The organism is Pseudomonas sp. zfem005, assembly GCF_032621735.1.
Taxonomy (GTDB): domain Bacteria; phylum Pseudomonadota; class Gammaproteobacteria; order Pseudomonadales; family Pseudomonadaceae; genus Metapseudomonas; species Metapseudomonas solani.
Map to the genome: position 1 here is coordinate 115,758 of NZ_JAVYJE010000011.1, position 20,506 is coordinate 136,263.

General features: G+C 68.1%; 15 protein-coding genes. 7 read left to right on the top strand and 8 right to left on the bottom strand.

Annotated elements, in window-relative coordinates:
* Positions 1 to 135: 135 nt before the first annotated feature.
* On the top strand, positions 136 to 492 hold the full coding sequence (locus RTW82_RS23900) for a hypothetical protein (protein WP_021222126.1): 357 nt from the start codon (positions 136 to 138) through the stop codon (positions 490 to 492).
* Here the strand turns inward: RTW82_RS23900 and RTW82_RS23905 are convergent.
* Positions 467 to 1,345, bottom strand: coding sequence for a DMT family transporter (locus tag RTW82_RS23905; RefSeq protein WP_021222125.1), 879 nt, complete (start codon positions 1,343 to 1,345; stop codon positions 467 to 469). The two genes, RTW82_RS23900 and RTW82_RS23905, sit on opposite strands and share 26 nt — an antisense overlap.
* Before the next feature lie 150 nt (positions 1,346 to 1,495).
* Here RTW82_RS23905 and RTW82_RS23910 point away from each other — a divergent pair, with 150 nt between their 5' ends.
* Both RTW82_RS23910 and putA read left to right on the top strand, forming a co-directional pair.
* Positions 1,496 to 1,732: a DUF3820 family protein gene (locus RTW82_RS23910; protein WP_021222124.1), complete on the top strand. Its 237-nt coding sequence runs from the start codon at positions 1,496 to 1,498 to the stop codon at positions 1,730 to 1,732.
* A 254-nt stretch (positions 1,733 to 1,986) separates the two neighbouring features.
* Positions 1,987 to 5,961, top strand: a complete 3,975-nt coding sequence (putA, locus tag RTW82_RS23915) for a trifunctional transcriptional regulator/proline dehydrogenase/L-glutamate gamma-semialdehyde dehydrogenase (protein ID WP_316926663.1) — start codon at positions 1,987 to 1,989, stop codon at positions 5,959 to 5,961.
* 590 nt (positions 5,962 to 6,551) lie between these two features.
* Here putA and RTW82_RS23920 read toward each other — a convergent pair.
* From RTW82_RS23920 to RTW82_RS23945, 6 genes are all read right to left on the bottom strand, one after another.
* Entirely contained in the window at positions 6,552 to 7,070 is a 519-nt protein-coding gene (locus RTW82_RS23920) for an ankyrin repeat domain-containing protein (protein ID WP_316926664.1), read from the bottom strand.
* A 154-nt stretch (positions 7,071 to 7,224) separates the two neighbouring features.
* Positions 7,225 to 7,521: an antibiotic biosynthesis monooxygenase family protein gene (locus tag RTW82_RS23925; protein WP_263403076.1), complete on the bottom strand. Its 297-nt coding sequence runs from the start codon at positions 7,519 to 7,521 to the stop codon at positions 7,225 to 7,227.
* Positions 7,518 to 7,670, bottom strand: coding sequence for a hypothetical protein (locus RTW82_RS23930; RefSeq protein WP_158480955.1), 153 nt, complete (start codon positions 7,668 to 7,670; stop codon positions 7,518 to 7,520). Before RTW82_RS23930 ends, RTW82_RS23925 begins: the two co-directional genes overlap by 4 nt.
* 732 nt (positions 7,671 to 8,402) lie before the next feature.
* The gene (locus RTW82_RS23935; RefSeq protein WP_316926665.1) at positions 8,403 to 9,176 is read right to left on the bottom strand and encodes an enoyl-CoA hydratase; all 774 of its coding nucleotides are present in this window, start codon (positions 9,174 to 9,176) and stop codon (positions 8,403 to 8,405) included.
* A 24-nt stretch (positions 9,177 to 9,200) separates the two neighbouring features.
* On the bottom strand, positions 9,201 to 10,139 hold the full coding sequence (locus tag RTW82_RS23940; RefSeq protein ID WP_316926666.1) for an iron-sulfur-binding ferredoxin reductase: 939 nt from the start codon (positions 10,137 to 10,139) through the stop codon (positions 9,201 to 9,203).
* Entirely contained in the window at positions 10,132 to 11,259 is a 1,128-nt protein-coding gene (locus RTW82_RS23945; protein ID WP_031287450.1) for a sensor domain-containing diguanylate cyclase, read from the bottom strand. The genes RTW82_RS23940 and RTW82_RS23945 overlap by 8 nt, the downstream gene beginning before the upstream one ends.
* A 224-nt stretch (positions 11,260 to 11,483) precedes the next feature.
* Here RTW82_RS23945 and RTW82_RS23950 point away from each other — a divergent pair, with 224 nt between their 5' ends.
* The 4 genes from RTW82_RS23950 to RTW82_RS23970 all read left to right on the top strand — a co-directional run bounded on the left by RTW82_RS23950 (position 11,484) and on the right by RTW82_RS23970 (position 19,067).
* Entirely contained in the window at positions 11,484 to 13,007 is a 1,524-nt protein-coding gene (locus tag RTW82_RS23950) for a fumarate hydratase (protein WP_021218686.1), read from the top strand.
* A 329-nt stretch (positions 13,008 to 13,336) separates the two neighbouring features.
* Positions 13,337 to 15,703: a type II secretion system secretin GspD gene (gene gspD, locus RTW82_RS23955; RefSeq protein WP_410478840.1), complete on the top strand. Its 2,367-nt coding sequence runs from the start codon at positions 13,337 to 13,339 to the stop codon at positions 15,701 to 15,703.
* 51 nt (positions 15,704 to 15,754) lie between these two features.
* Positions 15,755 to 18,559, top strand: coding sequence for a M66 family metalloprotease (locus RTW82_RS23965; RefSeq protein ID WP_316926667.1), 2,805 nt, complete (start codon positions 15,755 to 15,757; stop codon positions 18,557 to 18,559).
* Positions 18,540 to 19,067, top strand: coding sequence for a hypothetical protein (locus RTW82_RS23970; RefSeq protein ID WP_316926668.1), 528 nt, complete (start codon positions 18,540 to 18,542; stop codon positions 19,065 to 19,067). The genes RTW82_RS23965 and RTW82_RS23970 overlap by 20 nt, the downstream gene beginning before the upstream one ends.
* A 13-nt stretch (positions 19,068 to 19,080) precedes the next feature.
* Here the strand turns inward: RTW82_RS23970 and RTW82_RS23975 are convergent, their stop codons facing one another.
* Positions 19,081 to 20,397, bottom strand: coding sequence for an Nramp family divalent metal transporter (locus RTW82_RS23975; RefSeq protein ID WP_316926669.1), 1,317 nt, complete (start codon positions 20,395 to 20,397; stop codon positions 19,081 to 19,083).
* Between the last annotated feature and the right edge of the window lie 109 nt (positions 20,398 to 20,506).

Genomic DNA, 20,506 nt, shown 5'->3' on the forward strand with positions numbered 1-20,506 from the left:
TGGGATCATCGTCTCCCAGGTCGCCGGTCTCGGCTTTCCACCCCGCTTGCCGAAGCGGCCGGCCCCCCGCCCCCTGCGCCAGTCGGCTGGAAGCCGCAACAAGGCGCAAGGCCTGCATTGAGGAGGAGAACAGGGATGGTCGACGTACTGCAGCTGAAATACACGGTCAATCGCATGGCCGTGGACGAGGTGAGCGAGGCGGTCGCGGAACTGCGCCTGGAAGGGCTGGTGACCGACGGCAAGACGCCGTTCACACGGGTGCACTTCAACACCTGCCTGGCGGAGATCGAGGCGCTGTTCCAGCGTGCCGGTTACCACAAGCAGCTCGATGTGGTGGGTTACCAGGGGCTGGCCTATGCCCTCTTCGACCCGGCCCGCTGGGAACCGGTGGAGGTGCTGCGCTGGCTCAAGGAATACGTCGACAACGCCCAGGCCAGCCACACGCTGGCCCGCAGCGCCGACGACTTCAGCGCCGCTGCGCGTAGGCCGTGAACAGGCCGCTGCCGACGATCACCAGGATGCCAGCGATACCGATGGCATCCGGCGCGTGGCCGAAGAGCAGGAAGCCGAGCAACCCGGCGAAGACGATCTGCCCATAGCTGAACGGCGCCAGCAGCGCCGGTGAGGCGTGGCGGAAGGCCTGGGTCAGCAGCACGTGCCCGCCCATCCCGCAGGCACCCAGCGCCAGCAACAGCAGGCCGTGGGCCAGCGTGGTCGGTGCTTCCCAGAAGAACGGCACCAGGGTGCTCATGATCAGGGTGTTGGTGATGCCGGTGATGAAGTTGCTGGTGCCCGGGCTGTCGGTCTGGCTCAGGCGCCGGGTGAACAGCTGGTAGAAACCGAAGCACAGCGCCGAGGCCAGCGGCAGGAGGATCGCCGGGGTGAACAGCGAGCTGCCCGGCCGCACGATCAGCATCACCCCGCCCAGACCCAACAGCACCGCCACCCATTGCCCGCGGGTGACGCGCTCGCCGAGGAAAGGCACCGACAACGCGGTCACCACCAGCGGCGCCAGGAAGTTCACCGCCGTGGCCTCCGCCAGGGGGATGTAGCGCAGGCCGGTGGTGAAGAACAGGCTGGTGCCGATCAGGCACAGCGCCCGGCCCAGCTGCAGCAGCGGGCGCTGGGTACGCAGCACGCGCAGGCCCTCGCGGGGCAGCAGGAAGCCCGCCATCAGCAGCGTGTGCACCAGGTAGCGCACCCACACCACCATGACGATCGGGTAGAAGGCCGACAGGTACTTGGAGATCGCGTCATGGCTGGAGAACAGGAAAATCGCCAGGCACACCAGCAGGATGCCCTTCAGGGGCTCCTCTCGTCGCAGCGATGGGGGGTTGGTGCTCATGGGGATTCCGGGGTGGTCCGCGCCCTATTTGGTAGCAGACTAATGATTAGGCGGCTCAAAAATATCGGCTTCGTGACTCAGGCTCAAGTGACAGTAGCCGGTTAGCAGGTATTCTTGCCCACTTCCCTCCTCCCGGCCGGCACGAGACCGATGAAACCCGAAGACCTGCTGCTCCTGGTGACCCGTGAAATGCCCTACGGCAAGTACAAGGGCCGCCTGCTCGCCGACCTGCCCGGCCATTACCTCAACTGGTTCGCCCGTGAAGGCTTCCCGAAAGGTGAGATCGGCAGACTGCTCGCCCTCATGCAGGAGATCGACCACAACGGCCTGAAGCCGCTGCTCGACCCCTTGCGCCGCCCCGGTGCAGCCCGTCGGCCCGCCGATTGATTCCACAGGTGCAACCAGAAAGCGTCTAGGCTTGTGACTGGCCGGTTACCCTGCCACCGGCCACCGGGTTGCACCTTATAAGGAAGCGCTACAGGCCACGGGCACCAAGGCGGTGCGGCTTTTGCTGCACGGCCCGGCCAATGGTCGGATTGACTGGAAAAACTTAGGTTGCACCTGGTTGCACCTCGCTTCATGCGCAGCTACTCTTGGCGCCGCAAAAGCCGTCGCGACCACGGCAAGAATGAGGATAAGAAATGGCAACCACCACCACCCTGGGCGTGAAGCTCGACGAAGCCACCCGTGAGCGCCTGAAAGAAGCCGCCCGCCAGATCGACCGCACGCCCCACTGGCTGATCAAGCAGGCTATCTACAGCTACCTGGAGACCCTGGAAAGCGGCAAGACCCTTCCCGAGCTCCAAGGCATCGCCGCGCGCCTGGCCGAGGGTGACCTGGAGGCCGTGGAAGCCCTGATCGATCCGATCCACCAGCCGTTCCTCGACTTCGCCGAAAGCATCCTGCCGCAGTCCGTGCTGCGTGCCGCCATCACCGGGGCCTATCGCCGCCCCGAGGAAGAAGTGGTGCCGATGCTGCTGGAGCAGGCCCGCCTGCCCGCCGACATGGCCGACGCCACCTACAAGCTCGCCTACGGCATCGCCGAGAAGCTGCGCAACCAGAAGAGCGCCAGCGGCCGCGCCGGCATCGTCCAGGGCCTGCTGCAGGAATTCTCCCTCTCCTCCCAGGAAGGCGTGGCGCTGATGTGCCTGGCCGAAGCCCTGCTGCGCATCCCCGACAAGGGCACCCGCGACGCCCTGATCCGCGACAAGATCAGCAACGGCAACTGGCAGCAGCACCTGGGCCAGAGCCCCTCGATGTTCGTCAACGCGGCCTCCTGGGGCCTGCTGATCACCGGCAAGCTGGTGTCGACCCACAACGAGGCCGGCCTCTCCAGCTCGCTGAACCGCATCATCGGCAAGTCCGGCGAGCCGCTGATCCGCAAAGGCGTGGACATGGCCATGCGCCTGATGGGCGAGCAGTTCGTCACCGGCGAAACCATCGCCGAAGCCCTGGCCAATGCCAGCAGCTTCGAGACCAAGGGCTTCCGCTACTCCTACGACATGCTCGGTGAAGCCGCGCTGACCGAAGAAGACGCCCAGCGCTACCTGGCCTCCTACGAGCAAGCCATCCACTCCATCGGCAAGGCGTCCCACGGCCGCGGCATCTATGAAGGCCCGGGCATCTCCATCAAGCTCTCCGCCCTGCACCCGCGCTACAGCCGCGCCCAGTACGAGCGGATGATGGACGAGCTGTACCCGCGCCTGCTGTCGCTGACCCTGCTGGCCAAGCAGTACGACATCGGCCTGAACATCGACGCCGAGGAAGCGGACCGCCTGGAAATCTCCCTCGACATGCTCGAACGCCTCTGCTTCGAGCCGCAGCTCAAGGGCTGGAACGGCGTCGGCTTCGTCATCCAGGCCTACCAGAAGCGCTGCCCGTACGTGATCGACTACGTCATCGACCTGGCCCGCCGCAGCCGCCACCGCCTGATGATCCGCCTGGTGAAAGGCGCCTACTGGGACAGCGAGATCAAGCGCGCCCAGGTCGACGGCCTGGAAGGCTTCCCGGTCTACACCCGCAAGGTCTACACCGACGTTTCCTACATCGCCTGCGCCCGCAAGCTGCTGGCGGTGCCGGATGCCATCTACCCGCAATTCGCCACCCACAACGCCCACACCCTCTCGGCCATCTACCACATCGCCGGGCAGAACTATTACCCCGGCCAGTACGAGTTCCAGTGCCTGCACGGCATGGGCGAGCCGCTGTACGAGCAAGTGGTGGGCAAGGTCGCCGAAGGCAAGCTGAACCGCCCGTGCCGCATCTACGCACCGGTGGGCACCCACGAAACGCTGCTGGCCTACCTGGTCCGCCGCCTCCTGGAAAACGGCGCCAACACCAGCTTCGTCAACCGCATCGCCGACCAGACCATCTCCATCAAGCAACTGGTGGAAGACCCGGTCGTCAGCATCGAAGCCATCGCCGCCGCCGAAGGCGCCCTGGGCAAGCCGCACCCGCGCATTCCCCAGCCCCGTGACCTGTACGGCGCCGCCCGCGCCAACTCCAGCGGCATCGACATGTCCAACGAGCACCGCCTGGGCTCCCTGTCCAGCGCCCTGCTCAGCAGCGGCCATGCCGACTGGCGTGCCCAGCCGATGCTCGGCTGCAACGCCAGCGCCGGCGAAAGCCTGCCGGTGGCCAACCCGGCGGACCGTCGCGACATCGTCGGCCACGTGCAGAACGCCAGCCTGGAAGACGTCGGCAACGCCGTGCTCGCCTCGCTGACCGCCGCCCCCATCTGGCAGGCCACCCCGCCGGTGGAGCGCGCCGCCGCCCTGGACCGCGCCGCCGACCTGATGGAAGCCGAGATCCAGCCGCTGATGGGCCTGCTGGCCCGCGAAGCCGGCAAGACCTTCGCCAACGCCATCGCCGAAGTGCGCGAAGCGGTGGACTTCCTCCGCTACTACGCCGCCCAGGCGCGCCACGACTTCGCCAACGACAGCCACCGCCCCCTGGGCCCGGTGGTGTGCATCAGCCCGTGGAACTTCCCCCTGGCGATCTTCAGCGGCCAGGTAGCCGCCGCCCTGGCCGCCGGCAACACCGTGCTGGCCAAGCCCGCCGAGCAGACCCCGCTGATCGCCGCCCAGGCCGTGCGCATCCTGCTGCAAGCCGGCATCCCGGAAGGCGCCGTGCAGCTGCTGCCGGGTGAAGGTCACACCGTCGGTGCCGCACTGGTGGCCGACGAGCGCGTCAAGGGCGTGATGTTCACCGGCTCCACCGAAGTCGCCGGCATCCTCGCCCGCAACGTCGCCGGCCGCCTGGACTCCCAGGGCCGCCCGATCCCGCTGATCGCCGAAACCGGTGGCCAGAACGCGATGATCGTCGATTCCTCCGCACTGGTTGAGCAGGTGGTCACAGACGTGGTCGCCTCCGCCTTCGACAGCGCCGGCCAGCGTTGCTCGGCCCTGCGCGTGCTGTGCATCCAGGAAGACGTCGCCGACCGCGCGCTGGAAATGCTCAAGGGCGCCATGGCCGAATGCCGCCTGGGCAACCCGGACAACTTTGCCATCGACATCGGCCCGGTGATCGACGCCGAAGCCAAGGCCGGCATCGACAAGCACATCGACGCCATGCGCAAGAAGGGCCGCCACGTGTTCCAGATCGCCCGTACCGAAGGCGACGTGATGAGCCGCGGCACCTACGTGATGCCGACCCTGATCGAACTGGAAAGCCTCGACGAGCTGGAGCGCGAAGTCTTCGGCCCGGTGCTCCACGTGCTGCGCTACAAGCGCCAGGACCTGGACCAGCTGCTGGACCAGATCAACGCCACCGGCTACGGCCTGACCCTGGGCGTGCACACCCGAATCGACGAGACCATCGCCAAGGTGGTGGACAAGGCCCACGCCGGCAACCTCTACGTCAACCGCAACATGGTCGGCGCCGTGGTCGGCGTGCAGCCCTTCGGCGGTGAAGGCCTCTCCGGCACCGGCCCGAAAGCCGGCGGCCCGCTGTACATGTACCGCCTGCTGGCCACCCGCCCGGTGGACGCCGTGAGCCGCACCTTCAAGCGCATGGACGAACAGGCCGCCGACACCCACCTGCGCACCAGTCTGCAGCAACGCCAGGGCAACCCCCTCGCAGCGCTGAAGGAATGGGCGGGCAAGGAAGGCAAGGCCGAGCTGGCCAGCCTCTGCGACGGCTTCGCCGAACTCTCCCAGAGCGGCCTGACCCGCACCCTCCCCGGCCCGACCGGCGAGCGCAACACCTACATGCTGCTGCCCCGCGCCAACGTGCTGGGCCTGGCCGACGACGAAGGCGACCTGCTGGTACAGCTGGCCGCCGCCCTCGCGGTCGGCAGCGCGGTGATCTGGCAGGAAGGCGACCTCACCAAGGCCCTGCGCGGCAAGCTGCCCAAGGCGGTACAGGCGCGCATCCAGCTGGTCGCCGACTGGAAAGCCGAAGGCGTGGAATTCGACGCCGTGCTGCACCACGGTGACTCGGACCAGCTGCGCGGCATCTGCCAACAAGTGGCTGCGCGCAAAGGCCCGATCATCGGCGTCCAGGGCCTGTCCCAAGGCGAGACCGCGGTACCACTGGAGCGCCTGCTGATCGAGCGCGCCCTGAGCGTCAACACCGCAGCGGCCGGCGGCAACGCCAGCCTGATGACCATCGGCTGATGGCCGGCGGGCCCGGCGAACACCTGGCCCGCCACCCGTTCCAACCAGGGGCTTCTGCCCCTGGCGCCCGCCTCCTCAAGAGGGATGTGGGCACCCAAGGTTCCCGGTGATCCGCCTGGCGCCTTTTCCAACAGGCGGCTCGTCCCGCCATCCAAGGCCTTCGGGCAAAGGAGCAGCGCCACAAGCGCCGCTCCTTTTTCATTTCTGGTGTTTGGAAATCTGAGAGGAAGGCTTTCGCGGGTTGCACCCGCCCTACGGCCGCCCCCTTTCCACGCCCTGTCGCCGACAGCTTTTGTAGGGTGGATGACGCTCTTTTCATCCACCAGGCGGTGCTACCTGTGAACTCGGAGCCCCGTAGGTTGGGCTGAGGTACGAAGCCCAACGCAACAGACCCGAACCACGCAACGTTGGGCCTCGCTACGCTCGGCACCAACCTACGGCACCGTGCCGTTGTAGGTCGGGTGCAACCCGACAAGGGGGTGCACCACGACAACGCGGGTTTCACCGGCCCTACGGGGTGACGGGGATGCGGCGGGCGCGGAGGCAATCCAGTCGCGGATAAATCCGCTCCCACCGTGCCCCATCCGGGATCAATGCCGGGCGGACAGCCGCTCCAGCGCTTGCGCCGCGCCCATCTGCCGGGCGGCGGACAGGGCGGTGGCGCCGCCGGCATCGGTGGCGTCGATACGGGCGCCATGGGCCAGCAGGCTGTCGATGATCTCGCCCCGGTTGAACATGGCCGCCATCATCAAGGCCGTCTTGCCGTCGGGCGTCGCGCCTTCCACATCGGCGCCGTGGGCGAGCAGCAGCTCGACCATGGCCAGGTCGCCCTTGAAGGCGGCACCGGCGAGCGGGGTCTGGCCGTTGTTGTTGCGCAGGTCCGGGTCGGCGCCGCGCTCCAACAAGGCACGCACCGTGTCTGTGTGGCCGTGGTAGCTGGCCAGCATCAGCAGGCTGTCGCCCTTGTGGTTGCGCAGGTCCGCCGGCAGCCCCTGGTCGAGCAGTGCCACCAGGTTGTGTGCATCTCCGGCGCGGGCCAGGTCGAACACCTTGTTGGCGAATTCCAGGGTGGCGTCATCCAGTGCGGCCGCTTTGTCTTGCTCGCTCATCAGGCTCTCCTTGAAGTGGCAGCCAGGCTGCGGAAATCAGTGGGGCCGATGATAGGGAAGCAGCCGAAGCGCGGCTCTTAGGGATTCTCTATAGGGTTGAAAGCCGCTGCGGATCGAGCGGGTACGCCTGCGCCATTGCAGCGCCGCGGTGAAGCTAGAGGGTGTCGCTGGAGTAGCTCGCCTCCAGCACCAGGGCGCCTTGCAGCACCTCCGCCAGGCATTGGCCGCAGGTGCCGTCGCAATAGTGCTCCAGCGCCGCCTGGCTGGCCCAGCGGCCCTGCAGCAACCACAGGTCGGGGTCACCCGGGGCGCGCAGCACCTCATGGCTGATGCAACCCTCGATGCGCCGCGCCGGTTCGACCAGGGCGAGCAGGCGCTCGCCCAGCTCGGCCGAACGCCCGTTGCGGGCGCGGATCGAGGCGAGGCTGGTAAAGGATGGGGATGGGGTCATGGACTGTTCTCCTCTTGCGCGTGGCCCAGGACACAGGCCTCGATCAATGGCGTGGCGAGAAACAGGGACGTCAGCACCAGCAACCACAGGATCACCGGCAGTGCTGCACGATCGGCCTTGCGCGGGTTGCTTCGCTGTTGCTCTCGCATCGCCTTCGACCTCGGCATGCGGCGCCCGTAGTCAGCGCCAATACAGCGAAAGACTACGGGCGGGAAGGCTTTCCCGGTTAGACGATTCCTGCGGGATGCTTGCCTGATCCTGCGAATCTCATGGCTCTGTCTGCATTAAGTGTTGCTAGAGGATTTGAACTCAGCTGATTGCCGAGCTCTGGTGATGTTTCTGGTTTCGCCCCCCGGGCGAGTCCCTTTTCTCAGTCGCCAGAAAAGGAACCAAAAGGGCTTGCCCCATCATCCGGCCCCGGCTCCGCCGGGGTTCCCTCACTCCATCGCCGCTCTGGGGGCCGGCTCGATGGGCCATCCATGGCCTGGCGCGCCTCTCGCGGCATCCATGCCGCTCGTCCCCCGGCGCAACGACTGCGTTCGGCCTCCTGGAGGGGCGTTGGCGGCTGCTCCAACTTTCTTCGCTCAAATCCACACATTGATGTGCGCACCAACCCAACGTGCACGTAGCGGTGGCTTTCGTAGGATGGCGTAGAGCGAAGCGAAACCCATGCGGTGGAGATGGCAGAAATACTTTGGTGCCCGGAAAGCACCGTGCTTGAGCTCCTGCATTAAAACCACAACAGCTAACGCACACAGAGCCAATGAATCGCCCCTACAACGTCCCCATCAGCCAGGTGGGCGCAACAGATGCGTACGGTGCCGTAGGTTGGCGCCGAGCGCAGCGAGGCCCAACACAGCGATGCCCGGGAAGGTTGAAACTCAGGCGAACCTGGAGAAATCCGGCTTGCGGCGCTGCATGAACGCCGAGAGCGCTTCGATGGCTTCGGGGGTGCGCAGGCGCTGACCGAACAGCTCGCCCTCTTCCATGATCACCTGGCGCAGTTCCTCGCGGCCCGGTTCGCGCATCAGGCGCTTGCTCACCGCCACGGCAGAAGGTGCCAGTTGCTCGAAGCGCTGGGCCATTTCACGGGCGCGGGCCAGGGTCGCGGCGCCGCTGTCCAGCGCCTCGTTGGCGATGCCCCAGGTCGCCGCCTGCTCGCCGGTGAAGGATTCGCCGAGCAGCAGCAGCTGGGCGGCACGGGCGTGGCCGAGCATGCGCGGGAGGATCAGGCTGGAGCCGAACTCCGGGCACAGCCCGAGGTTGACGAAGGGCATCTTCAGCTTGGCGTCGCGGGCCACGTAGACCAGGTCGCAATGCAGCAGCAGCGTGGTGCCGATGCCCACCGCCGGTCCGTTCACCGCCGCCACCACCGGTTTGGCGAAATCGAACAGCGACTTCATAAAGCGGAACACTTCGCTGTCCAGCCCGGACGGCGGCGCCTGGATGAAGTCGGCGACGTCGTTGCCACTGGTGAAGCAGGTCTCGCTGCCGGTGATCAGCACCGCGCGCACGCTGCGGTCTTCGCCGGCCGCGTCCAGGGCATCGGCCATGGCGCCGTACATGGCGCGGGTCAGGGCGTTCATCTTGTCCGCGCGTTGCATGCGGATGGTCAGCAGGCCCTGGTCACGTTCCAGGTGAATGTGCTCGCTCATGGTGGCTCCTCGGCGGTGGCCGCCTTAGAAGGAGCGGCTCAGGAATACGTCGGCCAGCAGTTGGTTGCGTGGCACGCCGGCCAGATAGAGGCGGCGCGCGAAGTCTTCGACGCTGGCGGGGCTGCCGCAGAGTAAGGCGACGGTCTGGCGCGAAACAAGCCGGAGATCGGCCAAAACACCTTGCAGCTGCGCCGGGGTCGTCAGTTCGACGCGCAGGCTGTCGTGGCGCGCGGCCAGGGCCTGCAGGGGCTCGGCGAGGTAATGCGCGGCCGGGTCATGGGCCAGGTGAATGAGGCGTATCGCGCCCTGGTGATGCTGGCGCAAGGCCTCGCGGAGAATGCCCCAGAGCGGCGCCAGACCGGTGCCCGAGGCGAGGATCAGCAGCGGGCGGCCGGCCCAGTCGGGGTCGTAGTGCAGCGCGCCGCCACGCAGTTCACCCAGGCGCAGCGTATCGCCGACCTGTAGCAGGCGCAGCGCATCGGCGAAGGCGCCGGGCTGGCGGCAGTCGATATGGAATTCCAGCCAGGGTTCCTCCCCTGGCACGCTGGCCAGGGAATAGGGCCGGGCGATGCCCTCGGCGCTCCACAGCAGCAGGTGCTGGCCGGCGCTGTAGCGCAACGGCCGCTGGGGACGCAGGCGCAGCCGCGCGACATCGCCCAGCCAGTCCAGCGCCACCACTTCGGCGGGGATGCCATCGCGTTGCGGGTCGAAGGCGTCCACCACCAGGTCGCCCACCACCTGGCACTGGCAGGCCAGGCGCCAGCCTTCGGCGCGGCGCTCGGGGTCCAGCGCTTCGGGGCGGGCATCGAGCGGCTCGCCGGCCAGGCAGCGCACCAGGCAGGCATGGCAACTGCCGGCCCGGCAACTGAAGGGCACCTTGCATCCGGCGGCGTTGAGCTGGTCCAGCAGGTTGCTGGACGGTGGTACGGTCCAGCGTCTACCCGCGACCTCTATTTCAGGCACCCTGCTCCTCCCACGCAGCAGCGCAGCGGTTACGTCCGCCACGTTTGGCCCGATAGAGTGCCTGATCGGCCCGCTGCAGCGCATCATCCAGATCATCCTGGATGCCCAGCAGCGTCATGCCGGCGGACAGGCTCAGCCCGTCCACCTCGACGCCCACCGGCTCGGCACTGGCGAAGGCTTCGCGCAGGCGCTCGCAGCAGGCGGTGAGGCGGTCGGCATCGCAGTTGGGCAGCAGCAGGACGAACTCCTCGCCACCGTAGCGCGCCAGGGTGTCGCCATCGCGCAGGCAGGCCCGCGCCACGGCGGCGAAGGTCTGCAGCACACGGTCGCCGGCGGCGTGGCCATGAACGTCGTTGATGCGCTTGAAGTGGTCGAGATCGATCAGCGCCAGACCGTGCTGGCGACCGGGGGCCAGGCCGTCCAGCTCGCGGGTGGCCAGGCGCAGGAAATGCCGGCGGTTGAACAGCCCGGTCAGCTCGTCGGTGGCCACCAGGTCTTCCAGCTGGCGCATCATGCCGCGCAGGGTGTCCTGGTGCGCCTGCAGGGCGAAGCGGCGTTGGCGCATGCGCTGGCGCAGGGCCTGCACATAACTGGCGAACAGGGTCAGCCAGGACAGCACCACGAACAACGCGCACACCTGCAGCACCGCCAGGGCCGGATCGGCGAGGCGCATCTGGTACGCCTCCCACAGGTTGAGCCCGGTGAAGGCGAAGAAGCCGATGGCCGCACAGCGTACGAAAACCCTGGGCTGCAGCTGGAACACGCCGAACAGCATGATCAGTACATAGACCACCAGCAGTGCGCCCCGGGCGCCCTCCAGGTCGGACAGCAGCAGGGTGTGCCAGGCGAGGGCCACCAGCACCTGCGCTTCGGTCAGGCTGGGATCACGGAATTCCAGGTTGCGGCCGCTAAGGAAGATGAACAGGAAGCACGCCTGCGACAGCACGATCAGCCCGCAGGCGGCCAGGGCACTGGTCATCGATGCCTGGTACAGGTCACCCAGCACGGCGATCCAGAACAGCGCCAGGGCAAGCGCATAGGTAGCCGCCGCCATGCCGAAGCGTTTCAGCAGCAGGCTTTGCAGCGCTCTATGGGTGACCCGTTGACTCGCTGTGCTCATGGGCTCCGTCCCGTGCTGGCACGATGCCGCCACTGTACGCGCGTGATCACAAAAAACCTAGGGGACGCGCACGGGCGATCAGCGACCAAGGTCGACTGTCGGCGGGTGTGCCCGCGCTTGAGCACGCGGTATACTTCCGCGCCATTTTCACCCCCAATCAGAATGCGCGCCGGGTCGTGGTCCGGCGCTTCCCGATGTTCCCGAATTCAAGAGGAGCGCGCCCCATGACCGTGATCAAACAGGACGACCTGATACAGAGCGTCGCCGACGCCCTGCAGTTCATCTCCTATTACCACCCCGTCGACTTCATCCAGGCCATGCATGAGGCCTACCTGCGCGAGGAGTCGCCCGCCGCGCGCGACTCCATGGCGCAGATCCTGATCAACTCGCGCATGTGCGCCACCGGCCACCGCCCGATCTGCCAGGACACCGGCATCGTCACCGTGTTCGTGCGCGTGGGCATGGACGTGCGCTGGGATGGCGCCACCCTGAGCGTCGACGACATGATCAACGAAGGCGTGCGCCGCGCCTACAACCTGCCGGAGAACGTCCTGCGCGCCTCCATCCTGGCCGACCCGGCCGGTGCGCGTAAGAACACCAAGGACAACACCCCGGCGGTCATCCACTACTCCATCGTTCCCGGCAACACCGTGGAAGTGGACGTGGCGGCCAAGGGCGGCGGCTCCGAGAACAAGTCGAAGATGGCCATGCTCAACCCCTCCGACTCCATCGTCGACTGGGTGCTGAAGACCGTCCCCACCATGGGCGCCGGCTGGTGCCCGCCGGGCATGCTCGGCATCGGCATCGGCGGTACCGCCGAGAAGGCTGCGGTAATGGCCAAGGAAGTGCTGATGGAGTCCATCGACATCCATGAGCTGAAAGCCCGCGGCCCGCAGAACAAGCTCGAAGAAATGCGCCTGGAGCTGTTCGAGAAGGTCAACCAGCTGGGCATCGGCGCCCAGGGCCTGGGCGGCCTGACCACCGTGCTCGACGTGAAGATCATGGACTACCCGACCCATGCCGCCTCCCTGCCGGTGTGCATGATCCCCAACTGCGCCGCCACCCGTCACGCCCACTTCGTGCTCGACGGCTCCGGCCCGGCCGAACTGCAAGCGCCGCCGCTGGACGCCTACCCGGAGATCGTCTGGGAAGCCGGCCCGTCCGCGCGCCGTGTCGACCTCGACACCCTGACCCCGGAAGACGTGCAGAGCTGGAAGCCGGGCGAAACCGTCCTGCTCAACGGCAAGATGCTCACCGGCCGCGACGCCGCCCACAAGCGCATGGTCGACATGCTCAACAAGGGTGAACAGCTGCCGGTGGACCTCAAGGGCCGCTTCATCTATTACGTCGGTCCGGTCGACCCGGTGGGTGACGAAGTGGTCGGCCCCGCCGGCCCCACCACTGCCACGCGCATGGACAAGTTCACCCGCCAGATCCTCGAACAGACCGGCCTGCTGGGCATGATCGGCAAATCCGAGCGCGGCCCCATCGCCATCGAGGCGATCAAGGACAACAAGGCCGTGTACCTGATGGCCGTCGGCGGCGCCGCCTACCTGGTAGCCCAGGCGATCCGCAAGTCCAAGGTCCTGGCCTTCGCCGAACTGGGCATGGAAGCGATCTACGAGTTCGAAGTGAAGGACATGCCGGTCACCGTCGCCGTCGACACCAACGGCGAGTCGGTGCACATCACCGGCCCGGCGATCTGGAACAAGAAGATCGTCGAAAGCCTGGCGGTGGAGGTGAAGTAAGCCTCCCCCGCTATACAAGAAGCCCGGCCCCGTGCCGGGCTTTTTCATGGGTGCAGGAAATCTACCGGCGCTCGGTGGGCAGCACAGCGACCGAAGGGAAAAGCCGCCAACGACGGGAAAGATGCAGGGATTTTCTGAAATATGCGGACCAGTCGCACATGCCCGACTGGTCAGGATTAATACTGTGAAACTGTACACAGTTGCTCACTGATTTTTAGTACAGGCGTGCAACTTTACATATCCTCGCCAGTCGCTCGGCCCAGGGCAGGGCCCTCCATAGAAAAACCAGCAAGGCGCACGGATGCGCGGATGTCTGTCGAGCTCTCCACATGCTTCGGATCACCCCCGTATCCCTGCCCCGGCGCCTGGCGGCCTGCGGCCCGCTGCTGGCGCTATGCGCCTGCCTCACCCTCCCATCGCTGCACTGCGAGGCGGCACCGACGGCCGCTGCAGCGCCATCGGCCGAGAGCGCCAGCGAAGCGCGCTGGACCATCAACCTGCGCGACGCCGACATCGCCGACTTCACCGAGCAGGTCGCCAGCATCAGCGGCCAGACGCTGGTGCTCGACCCGCGCGTCAAGGGCCGGGTCACCGTCCTCTCCGAATCGCCGCTGACCCTCAGCGAGGTCTACCAGTTGTTCCTGTCGGTGATGAGCACCCACGGCTACACGGTGGTGGCCCAGGGTAACCAGGCCCGCGTCGTGCCCGACATCGAAGGCCGCAGCGTTGCCAACAGCCCCACCGGCAGCGGGCCGGAAACCTTCGAGACACGCCTGATCCAGGTGCAGCAGACCCCGGTCAACGAGCTGCTGCCGATGATCCGCCCGCTGGTGCCGCAGAACGGCCACCTGGCGGCCATCCCCTCCAGCAACGCGCTGATCGTCAGCGACAAGCATGCCAACATCGAACGGCTGATGGCCCTGATCGGCCAGCTCGACCGTGCCGGCGCCGAAGACAGCGCGTTCTACGACCTCCAGCACGCCTGGGCCAAGGACGTGGCCGCGATGCTCCAGGAAAGCCTGCGCCGGGGCCAGACCGCCGGCAACGGCAACGCCCAGGTCATCGCCGACCCACGCACCAACCGCCTGTTGCTGCTCGGCCCGCCCGAAGCCCGCGAACGCCTGCTGCGCATGGCCAAGCAACTGGACACCGCGCCCATCCGCGCGGCTAATACCCGGGTGGTGCGCCTGCGCCACGGCGACGCCAAGGACCTGGCCAAGACCCTCGGCGAACTCTCCGAGCAACTGCGCGGCGCCACCTCGCCCACCACCACCCAGGCGCCGGTGCTGATCCGCGCCGACGAGGGGCTCAACGCCCTCATCCTGATGGCCGAGCCGGACATGGTCGGCCAGTTGGAAGAGCTCGTGCAGCAACTCGATGTGCCCCGGGCCCAGGTGCTGGTGGAAGCGGCCATCGTCGAGATGTCCGGCGATGTCAGCGAGGCCCTCGGCGTGCAATGGGCCATCGATGGCCGCTCCGACGGCAGCCCCATCGGCGGCACCAACTTCAGCAACACCGGGTTGTCGGTGGGCACCCTGCTCGGCGCCATCGAAGCCAAGACGCCGATCAGCCTGCCCGACGGCGCCATCGTCGGCATCGGCAACGACAACTTCGGCGCCCTGATCACCGCCCTCTCGGCCAGCGGCCACAGCAACCTGCTGTCCACGCCGAGCCTGCTCACCCTCGACAACCAGCAGGCGGAAATCCTCGTCGGCCAGAACGTGCCCTTCCAGACCGGCTCCTACACCACCGACGCCGCCGGCTCCAACAACCCCTTCACCACCATCGAGCGCAAGGATGTCGGCGTCACCCTCAAGGTCACCCCGCACATCAACGAAGGCGGCACCCTGCGCCTGGTGATCGAGCAGGAAATCTCCTCCATCGCCCCCAGTACCGGCGCCGCCTCCCGGGCGGTGGACCTGGTCACCAACAAACGCATGATCAAGAGCACGGTGCTGGCCGACAACGGCCAGGTGATCGTGCTCGGCGGGCTGATCCAGGACGACGTCACCCGCAGCGAAAGCAAGGTGCCGCTGCTGGGCGACATACCGCTGCTCGGCGGGCTGTTCCGCTCCAGCAAGGACGTCAACGTCAAGCGCAACCTCATGGTCTTCCTGCGCCCCCGGGTGGTGCGCGATGGCCCGCGCCTGGCCGACCTGAGCCAGGAGAAGTACCAGGACCTGCGGCAACTGGCGGGCCAGGACAGCCAGCGCGCCCTGCCCCAACAGCCGCTGCAACTGTTCCAGCCGGCTGGGCAGCAAGGCCCGGCAGCCACTCCGCCGCCCCGCCCGGCGCCCGCTCCAGCGCCCACGCCAGCAGCCGCCCCCGAGGCCGCGGCCGTGCGCGCCTATGCCGCGCCCACCGAGCGCCCCATCCAACCCGTCGCAGCGAGCGTCGCGCCACCGGCCAAGGCGCCGGAACCAGCGGCGACACCCGCCCCCAAACCCGCACCCGCACCGGCGGTGGCGCAGCGTTTCAGCATCAACCTCATCGAGGGCAGCAGCGAGCAATACATGCGCGCGCTGATGGCCCGTCACCCCGGGGAGCCCCTGCGCATCCAGCGCACGCAGCGCGATGGCCGGGACTGGTACCGCATGTTCTATGGCGACTACCCCCAGGCGGAGGCGGCCGAACGCGCCCTGCACAACCTGCCGGCCAGCCTGCCCAGCCACCGTGGCCAGGTGACCGCCCTGTAGTCCGACGACCGAATAACCACAACAACGCCGAACCGGAACTAGCGAGGGAACATGTTGCGCAAGATCGTTCTTATTTACGGATTGCTGAGCCTGGCCGGCTGCCTGGACCTGGGCGGCGGCGGAGGTGGCGGGGGCAGCAGCGCCGGCTCGGGCGGCTCCAACACCGTCACCACCCCGCCCACCCAGCCGGGCACCCCGCCCGATACCGGCAGCCCCGAAGAACCGGTCACGCCGCCCGTCACCCCGCCTGTGACCCCACCGGTGACGCCGCCGGTGACGCCACCGGGCGACCGCTTCCCCGAGCCGAGCGCAGCCGTGGTCGACGAGGTGAACGCCCTGGGCTTCTACGACCAGACCGCCGATGGCCAGACCCGCCCCGTGCGCAACGACCTGAGCGGCACCCTCGCCGCCATGCTGCAGTTCGTGCAGAGCCACTCGGTGGACCCGCAGGACAACGAAGCGAAGAACATGCCGCGCCTGACCAGCGAGCGCGAAGCCCTGCTGCTGGTCACCCCGGCCCCGGAGCAACCGCTGCCCAGGTCCATGCGCGTGCAGGTGCTGGTGGACGGCGCCCTCAAGGGTGAGCTCGCCCTGCGCCACCCCGACGAGCTCTACCGTGCCGACCGCACCGGCAGCGACGCCCGCCCCGACGTGGTCTATTCGCGCCGCGCCTGGTCGGCCGTGCTGCCCTGGAGCTGGGTGGTGCCAGGCATGAGCCTGCAGGTCAGCGACGACCAGGGCCGCACCGGCCAGCGCAGCGCCGAAGCCTTCGACTTCGCCCCGCCCGCCGAGCTGCTGGTACAGGCCATCCGCATCGGCATGCTGAGCAACGAGGTTCCGGGCGGCCAGCACTGGTTCAACAGCCAGCCGGCACAAGCCGCCACCGACTACTTCCAGACCGTGCCCATCGCCCGCCTGGTGGCCAGCCAGTACGAGGACGTGCTGCTGCGCAAGGTGATGGTGGCCAACGGCACGATCTACGACGCCGACCTCGGCCAGGTCAGCGCCACCACCGGCGACGTCTACAGCGGCGACATGCGCGAGAACACCGCCAAGTCCACCTTCAGCACCGGCATCAACCTGGCCAACTGGGGCATCACCAGCGCCGGCATGGCCAGCCAGGAGCAGCCGCAGCTGACCAACTCGGCGGTCATCCACCACGCCCGCGGCCAGTACGCCAACGGCCCCGTCAACCACGGCCTCAGCGGCGGCAACGGCATCCTCACGCTGATCGACTCGGTGGGTAACGAATTCAGCCACGAGATCGGCCACCACTACGGCCTGGGCCACTACCCGGGGCAGAGCGGCGACAACTACTTCTGGTCCGGCCATCACCACGACAGCGGCTGGGGCTACATCGCCTACCGCAAGCGCATGCGCGCCAACCTGCACTGGACCCGCGCCAAGACCGGCGGCCTCAACGGCATGCCGATCTACGCCGATGCCTACAGCTTCGCCACCGACGCCATGGCCGGCGGCAACTACGCCAGCGGCCTGTCGCACTACACCCACTACACCGGCTACAGCACCCGGCAGAAGATCCAGCCGGCGCTGAACCGCGCGGTCTGGGCGGCGGATTCCACCACCGGCTACCGCAAGTGGGACGCCAGCACCCGCAGGATGGAGGTGTTCCAGCCGAAGACGCCGACCTCCAGCACCGTCTGGTACAACAGCGCCGACGGCAACTACCGCAAGCCGCGCCTGTTCGGCGTCCCGGTCATCACCCTGCTCGGCGGCTACGACCCGGTCACCCACGACGCCGTGCTCTACCCGGCGCTGCGCGGCAACTGGGGCCAGGTCTACGACCTGCCGGCGCCGAACGCCGCCGCCACCAGCCAGCAATGCTGGCTGGAGGTCAGCTTCGCCAGCGGCGCGACCCAGCGCATCGCCGTCGCCCCGACCCGCCTGGGCAGCAACGCCAACAAGCTGCACGTCAACCTGGCGCAGGCCGAGCAGCCTACTGCGGCGGCCCTGCAGTGCCGCGACACGGCCGGAGCCGCCACCACCGAGCTGGCCAGCCTGATCATTCCCCAGGGGCTGCCGGCCATGGCGCCGGCCGTCATCGTCGGCCGTGACGCGCGCTTCGACGCCCTGCGCAACGAAGAGCTGCCCAAGCTCGACAACGCCCTGGCCGCCCTCGCCGGGCAAGCGGTGCCGGCCCTCAAGGGCGAGGCCCGGGTGCTCTACGACAGCTACAGCGACAGCCCCGACGGCCTCTCCGGCGCAGCCCAGCAGGTGCTGCAGCGCCTCAACGAACAGCAGGCCAAGGCCCTGCGCCTGAACCGCTGGCTGGACGCCTACGGCAGCCGCCTGGCCAGTGACGCCGAGGCCGCCAAGGCCCTCGACACCCTGCTGGCCACCCTGCAGCTCGACCCCACCCCGCTGCTGCCAGCGGCCCAACTGATGACGATGAACAACGGCAACTGCGTGCGCATCGAGCAGGCCGACGGCGCCTGGAAACCCTACGTCGCCGCCAAGGCCCAGTGCACCGGGGGGATCGAGGAGAAATGGCGGGTCGACGCCAGCGGCCGCATCCACAGCGCCGCCCAGCCGGCGCAGTGCCTGACCGCCAGCGGCGACATCGGCCTCAGCCCCTGCGACAGCCAGGTGGACGCCCAGGCCTGGGACCTCTCCGCCCTGCCGCAACTCAAGTACGGCAGCCGCTGCATGGACCTCTCCGGGGGCTACCTCACCGACGGCCGCGGCAAGCTGATCACCTACGGCTGCACCGGCGGCGCCAACCAGAAGTGGTACGGGCTGACGCTCAACGACAACGGGCTGTTCCCGCTGCTGCAGAGCCGCAACCTCAACCTGTTCAGCGCCTATGCCGAGCAACGTGCCAGCACCGCGCCCTAGCCCGCACCCGGGTCGCCGCAGCCTGGCGCTGCTGGCGGCCCTGTTGGCGAGCGCCCCCGCCCTGGCGGTACAACTGCCAGGAGCATTGCTCGCCGAGCCCGCCCCGCTGTCGCTGCAACCCCCTTCCCCGCTGCGCCCCTTGGTCGGCCTCGACGGCTGGCGCCTGTACAGCGTCTTCAGCCGGGGCGACGGCCAGGGCACGGCCTCCCTCAGCCTCGACGACGCCACCCTGCTGACCGTGCAGGCCGGCGTCCGGCTGCCCGGTGGCATCGAAGTGCTTGAAGTGCAGCGGGATCGCTTGCTGCTGCGACGAGGCACCGAGGTGGGCGAGCTGGTGATCCAGGGGCGCGCGTCCCGGGGTGCGGAGCTGTCCCCAGGCCCCGTCGTCGCCGAACGGGCGCCGGTCCTGCCCACGCTGCCGGCCGGCTGCGAATCCTTCGCCCAGGCGGGTGTACCCCTGGATGAGCTGCAGGCCCTGGGTGGCTGCCCTGAGGTGAACGCCCCCTAGCTGCTGGCGCTTTTCAGGCCATCCAGAAATACAGCAACGTCAGGTTGGCCAGGGAAATCAGCCCGAACAGGCTCCAGGCGACGGTGGCCACCAGGCGGCTGTTGGCGAAGGGGCCCATCAGCGCCGGGTCGCTGGTGAAGCGGATCAGCGGCCACAGGGCGAACGGCAGCTGCAGGCTCAACACCACCTGGCTCAGCACCAGCAGCTTGCCCACTGCGCTGTCCCCCAGCCAGACCACGCCGATCAGCGCCGGCACCAGCGCCAGGGCGCGGGTGATCAGGCGGCGCTGCCAGCAGGGGATCTTCGCCCGCAGGAAGCCCTCCATCACCACCTGGCCGGCGATGGTGCCGGTGAAGGTGGAGCTCTGCCCCGCCGCCAGCAGGGCGAAGCCGAACAGGAAGCTGGCCAGTGCGCCGCCCACCAGCGGGTCGAGCAGGTGGTAGGCGTCCTGGATTTCCACCACCTCGGTGTGGCCGCTGCCGTGGAAGGCCGCCGCCGCGAGGATCATGATCGCTGCGTTCACCAGCAGCGCCAGGGACAGCGAGCCGATGGTGTCGAAACGGGCGAAACGGATGGCGCTGCGCTTGCTCGCCTCGTCGTCGCCGTTGACCCGGGTCTGCACCACCGATGAGTGCAGGTAGAGGTTATGCGGCATCACCGTGGCACCGAGGATGCCGATCGCCAGGTACAGCGGCTCCTGGCTGGAGAGCACGTCCCAGGACGGCCGCAGCCCGGCGGCGACGTCCGGCCAGTAGGGTTTGATTAGCATCAGCTCGACGAAGAAGCAGGCGCCGATGGTGGTGATCAACCCCAGCACGATGGCTTCCAGGCGACGGAAGTTGGCGCCTTGCAGGGCCAGCACGATCAGCGTGTCGAAGGCGGTCAGCACCACGCCGGTGGTGATGGAGACGCCCAGCAGCAGGTGGAAGGCCAGGGCCGCGCCCAGCACCTCGGCCAGGTCGGTGGCGATGATCGACAGCTCGGCGAGCAGCCACTGCCCACGCGCCACGCCGGGGCGGTAGCGCTCCCGCGAGAGCTGCGCCAGATCACGCCCGGTGGCGATGCCCAGGCGCGAGCAGAGGCTTTGCAGCAGCATGCCCGAGAGGCTCGCCAGCACCACCACGAACAGCAGCGCATAGCCGAAGCGCGAACCCGCCTCGATGGCCGTCGCCCAGTTGCCCGGGTCCATGTAGCCCACCGACACCAGCAGGCCGGGGCCGACGAAGAGCATGAGCTTGCGCCCCAGGGACGCGTTGGCCGGCACCGCCACGCTGTGGCTGACGGCGGAGGGGCAGAACGGCGCGGTGGCCGTGGTGGGCAGCTTGTACATCGGGGGCGCGCCGAGCGGAGGGGATGACGCAGCTTAAACGCCGCGACGCTCTGCGCAAAAGCCCACTCGCGTGGGAGTGGGTCGGCCCTGGCAGGGGCCGACCCGGCGG

Excerpts from the sequence above, each read along its gene's own strand:
- RTW82_RS23900 (WP_021222126.1), top strand. The coding sequence starts at position 136 with ATGGTCGACGTACTGCAGCTGAAATACACGGTCAATCGCATGGCCGTG.
- RTW82_RS23905 (WP_021222125.1), bottom strand. The coding sequence starts at position 1,345 with ATGAGCACCAACCCCCCATCGCTGCGACGAGAGGAGCCCCTGAAGGGC.
- RTW82_RS23910 (WP_021222124.1), top strand. The coding sequence starts at position 1,496 with ATGAAACCCGAAGACCTGCTGCTCCTGGTGACCCGTGAAATGCCCTAC.
- putA (WP_316926663.1), top strand. The coding sequence starts at position 1,987 with ATGGCAACCACCACCACCCTGGGCGTGAAGCTCGACGAAGCCACCCGT.
- RTW82_RS23920 (WP_316926664.1), bottom strand. The coding sequence starts at position 7,070 with ATGAGCGAGCAAGACAAAGCGGCCGCACTGGATGACGCCACCCTGGAA.
- RTW82_RS23925 (WP_263403076.1), bottom strand. The coding sequence starts at position 7,521 with ATGACCCCATCCCCATCCTTTACCAGCCTCGCCTCGATCCGCGCCCGC.
- RTW82_RS23930 (WP_158480955.1), bottom strand. The coding sequence starts at position 7,670 with ATGCGAGAGCAACAGCGAAGCAACCCGCGCAAGGCCGATCGTGCAGCA.
- RTW82_RS23935 (WP_316926665.1), bottom strand. The coding sequence starts at position 9,176 with ATGAGCGAGCACATTCACCTGGAACGTGACCAGGGCCTGCTGACCATC.
- RTW82_RS23945 (WP_031287450.1), bottom strand. The coding sequence starts at position 11,259 with ATGAGCACAGCGAGTCAACGGGTCACCCATAGAGCGCTGCAAAGCCTG.
- RTW82_RS23950 (WP_021218686.1), top strand. The coding sequence starts at position 11,484 with ATGACCGTGATCAAACAGGACGACCTGATACAGAGCGTCGCCGACGCC.
- gspD (WP_410478840.1), top strand. The coding sequence starts at position 13,337 with ATGCTTCGGATCACCCCCGTATCCCTGCCCCGGCGCCTGGCGGCCTGC.
- RTW82_RS23965 (WP_316926667.1), top strand. The coding sequence starts at position 15,755 with ATGTTGCGCAAGATCGTTCTTATTTACGGATTGCTGAGCCTGGCCGGC.
- RTW82_RS23975 (WP_316926669.1), bottom strand. The coding sequence starts at position 20,397 with ATGTACAAGCTGCCCACCACGGCCACCGCGCCGTTCTGCCCCTCCGCC.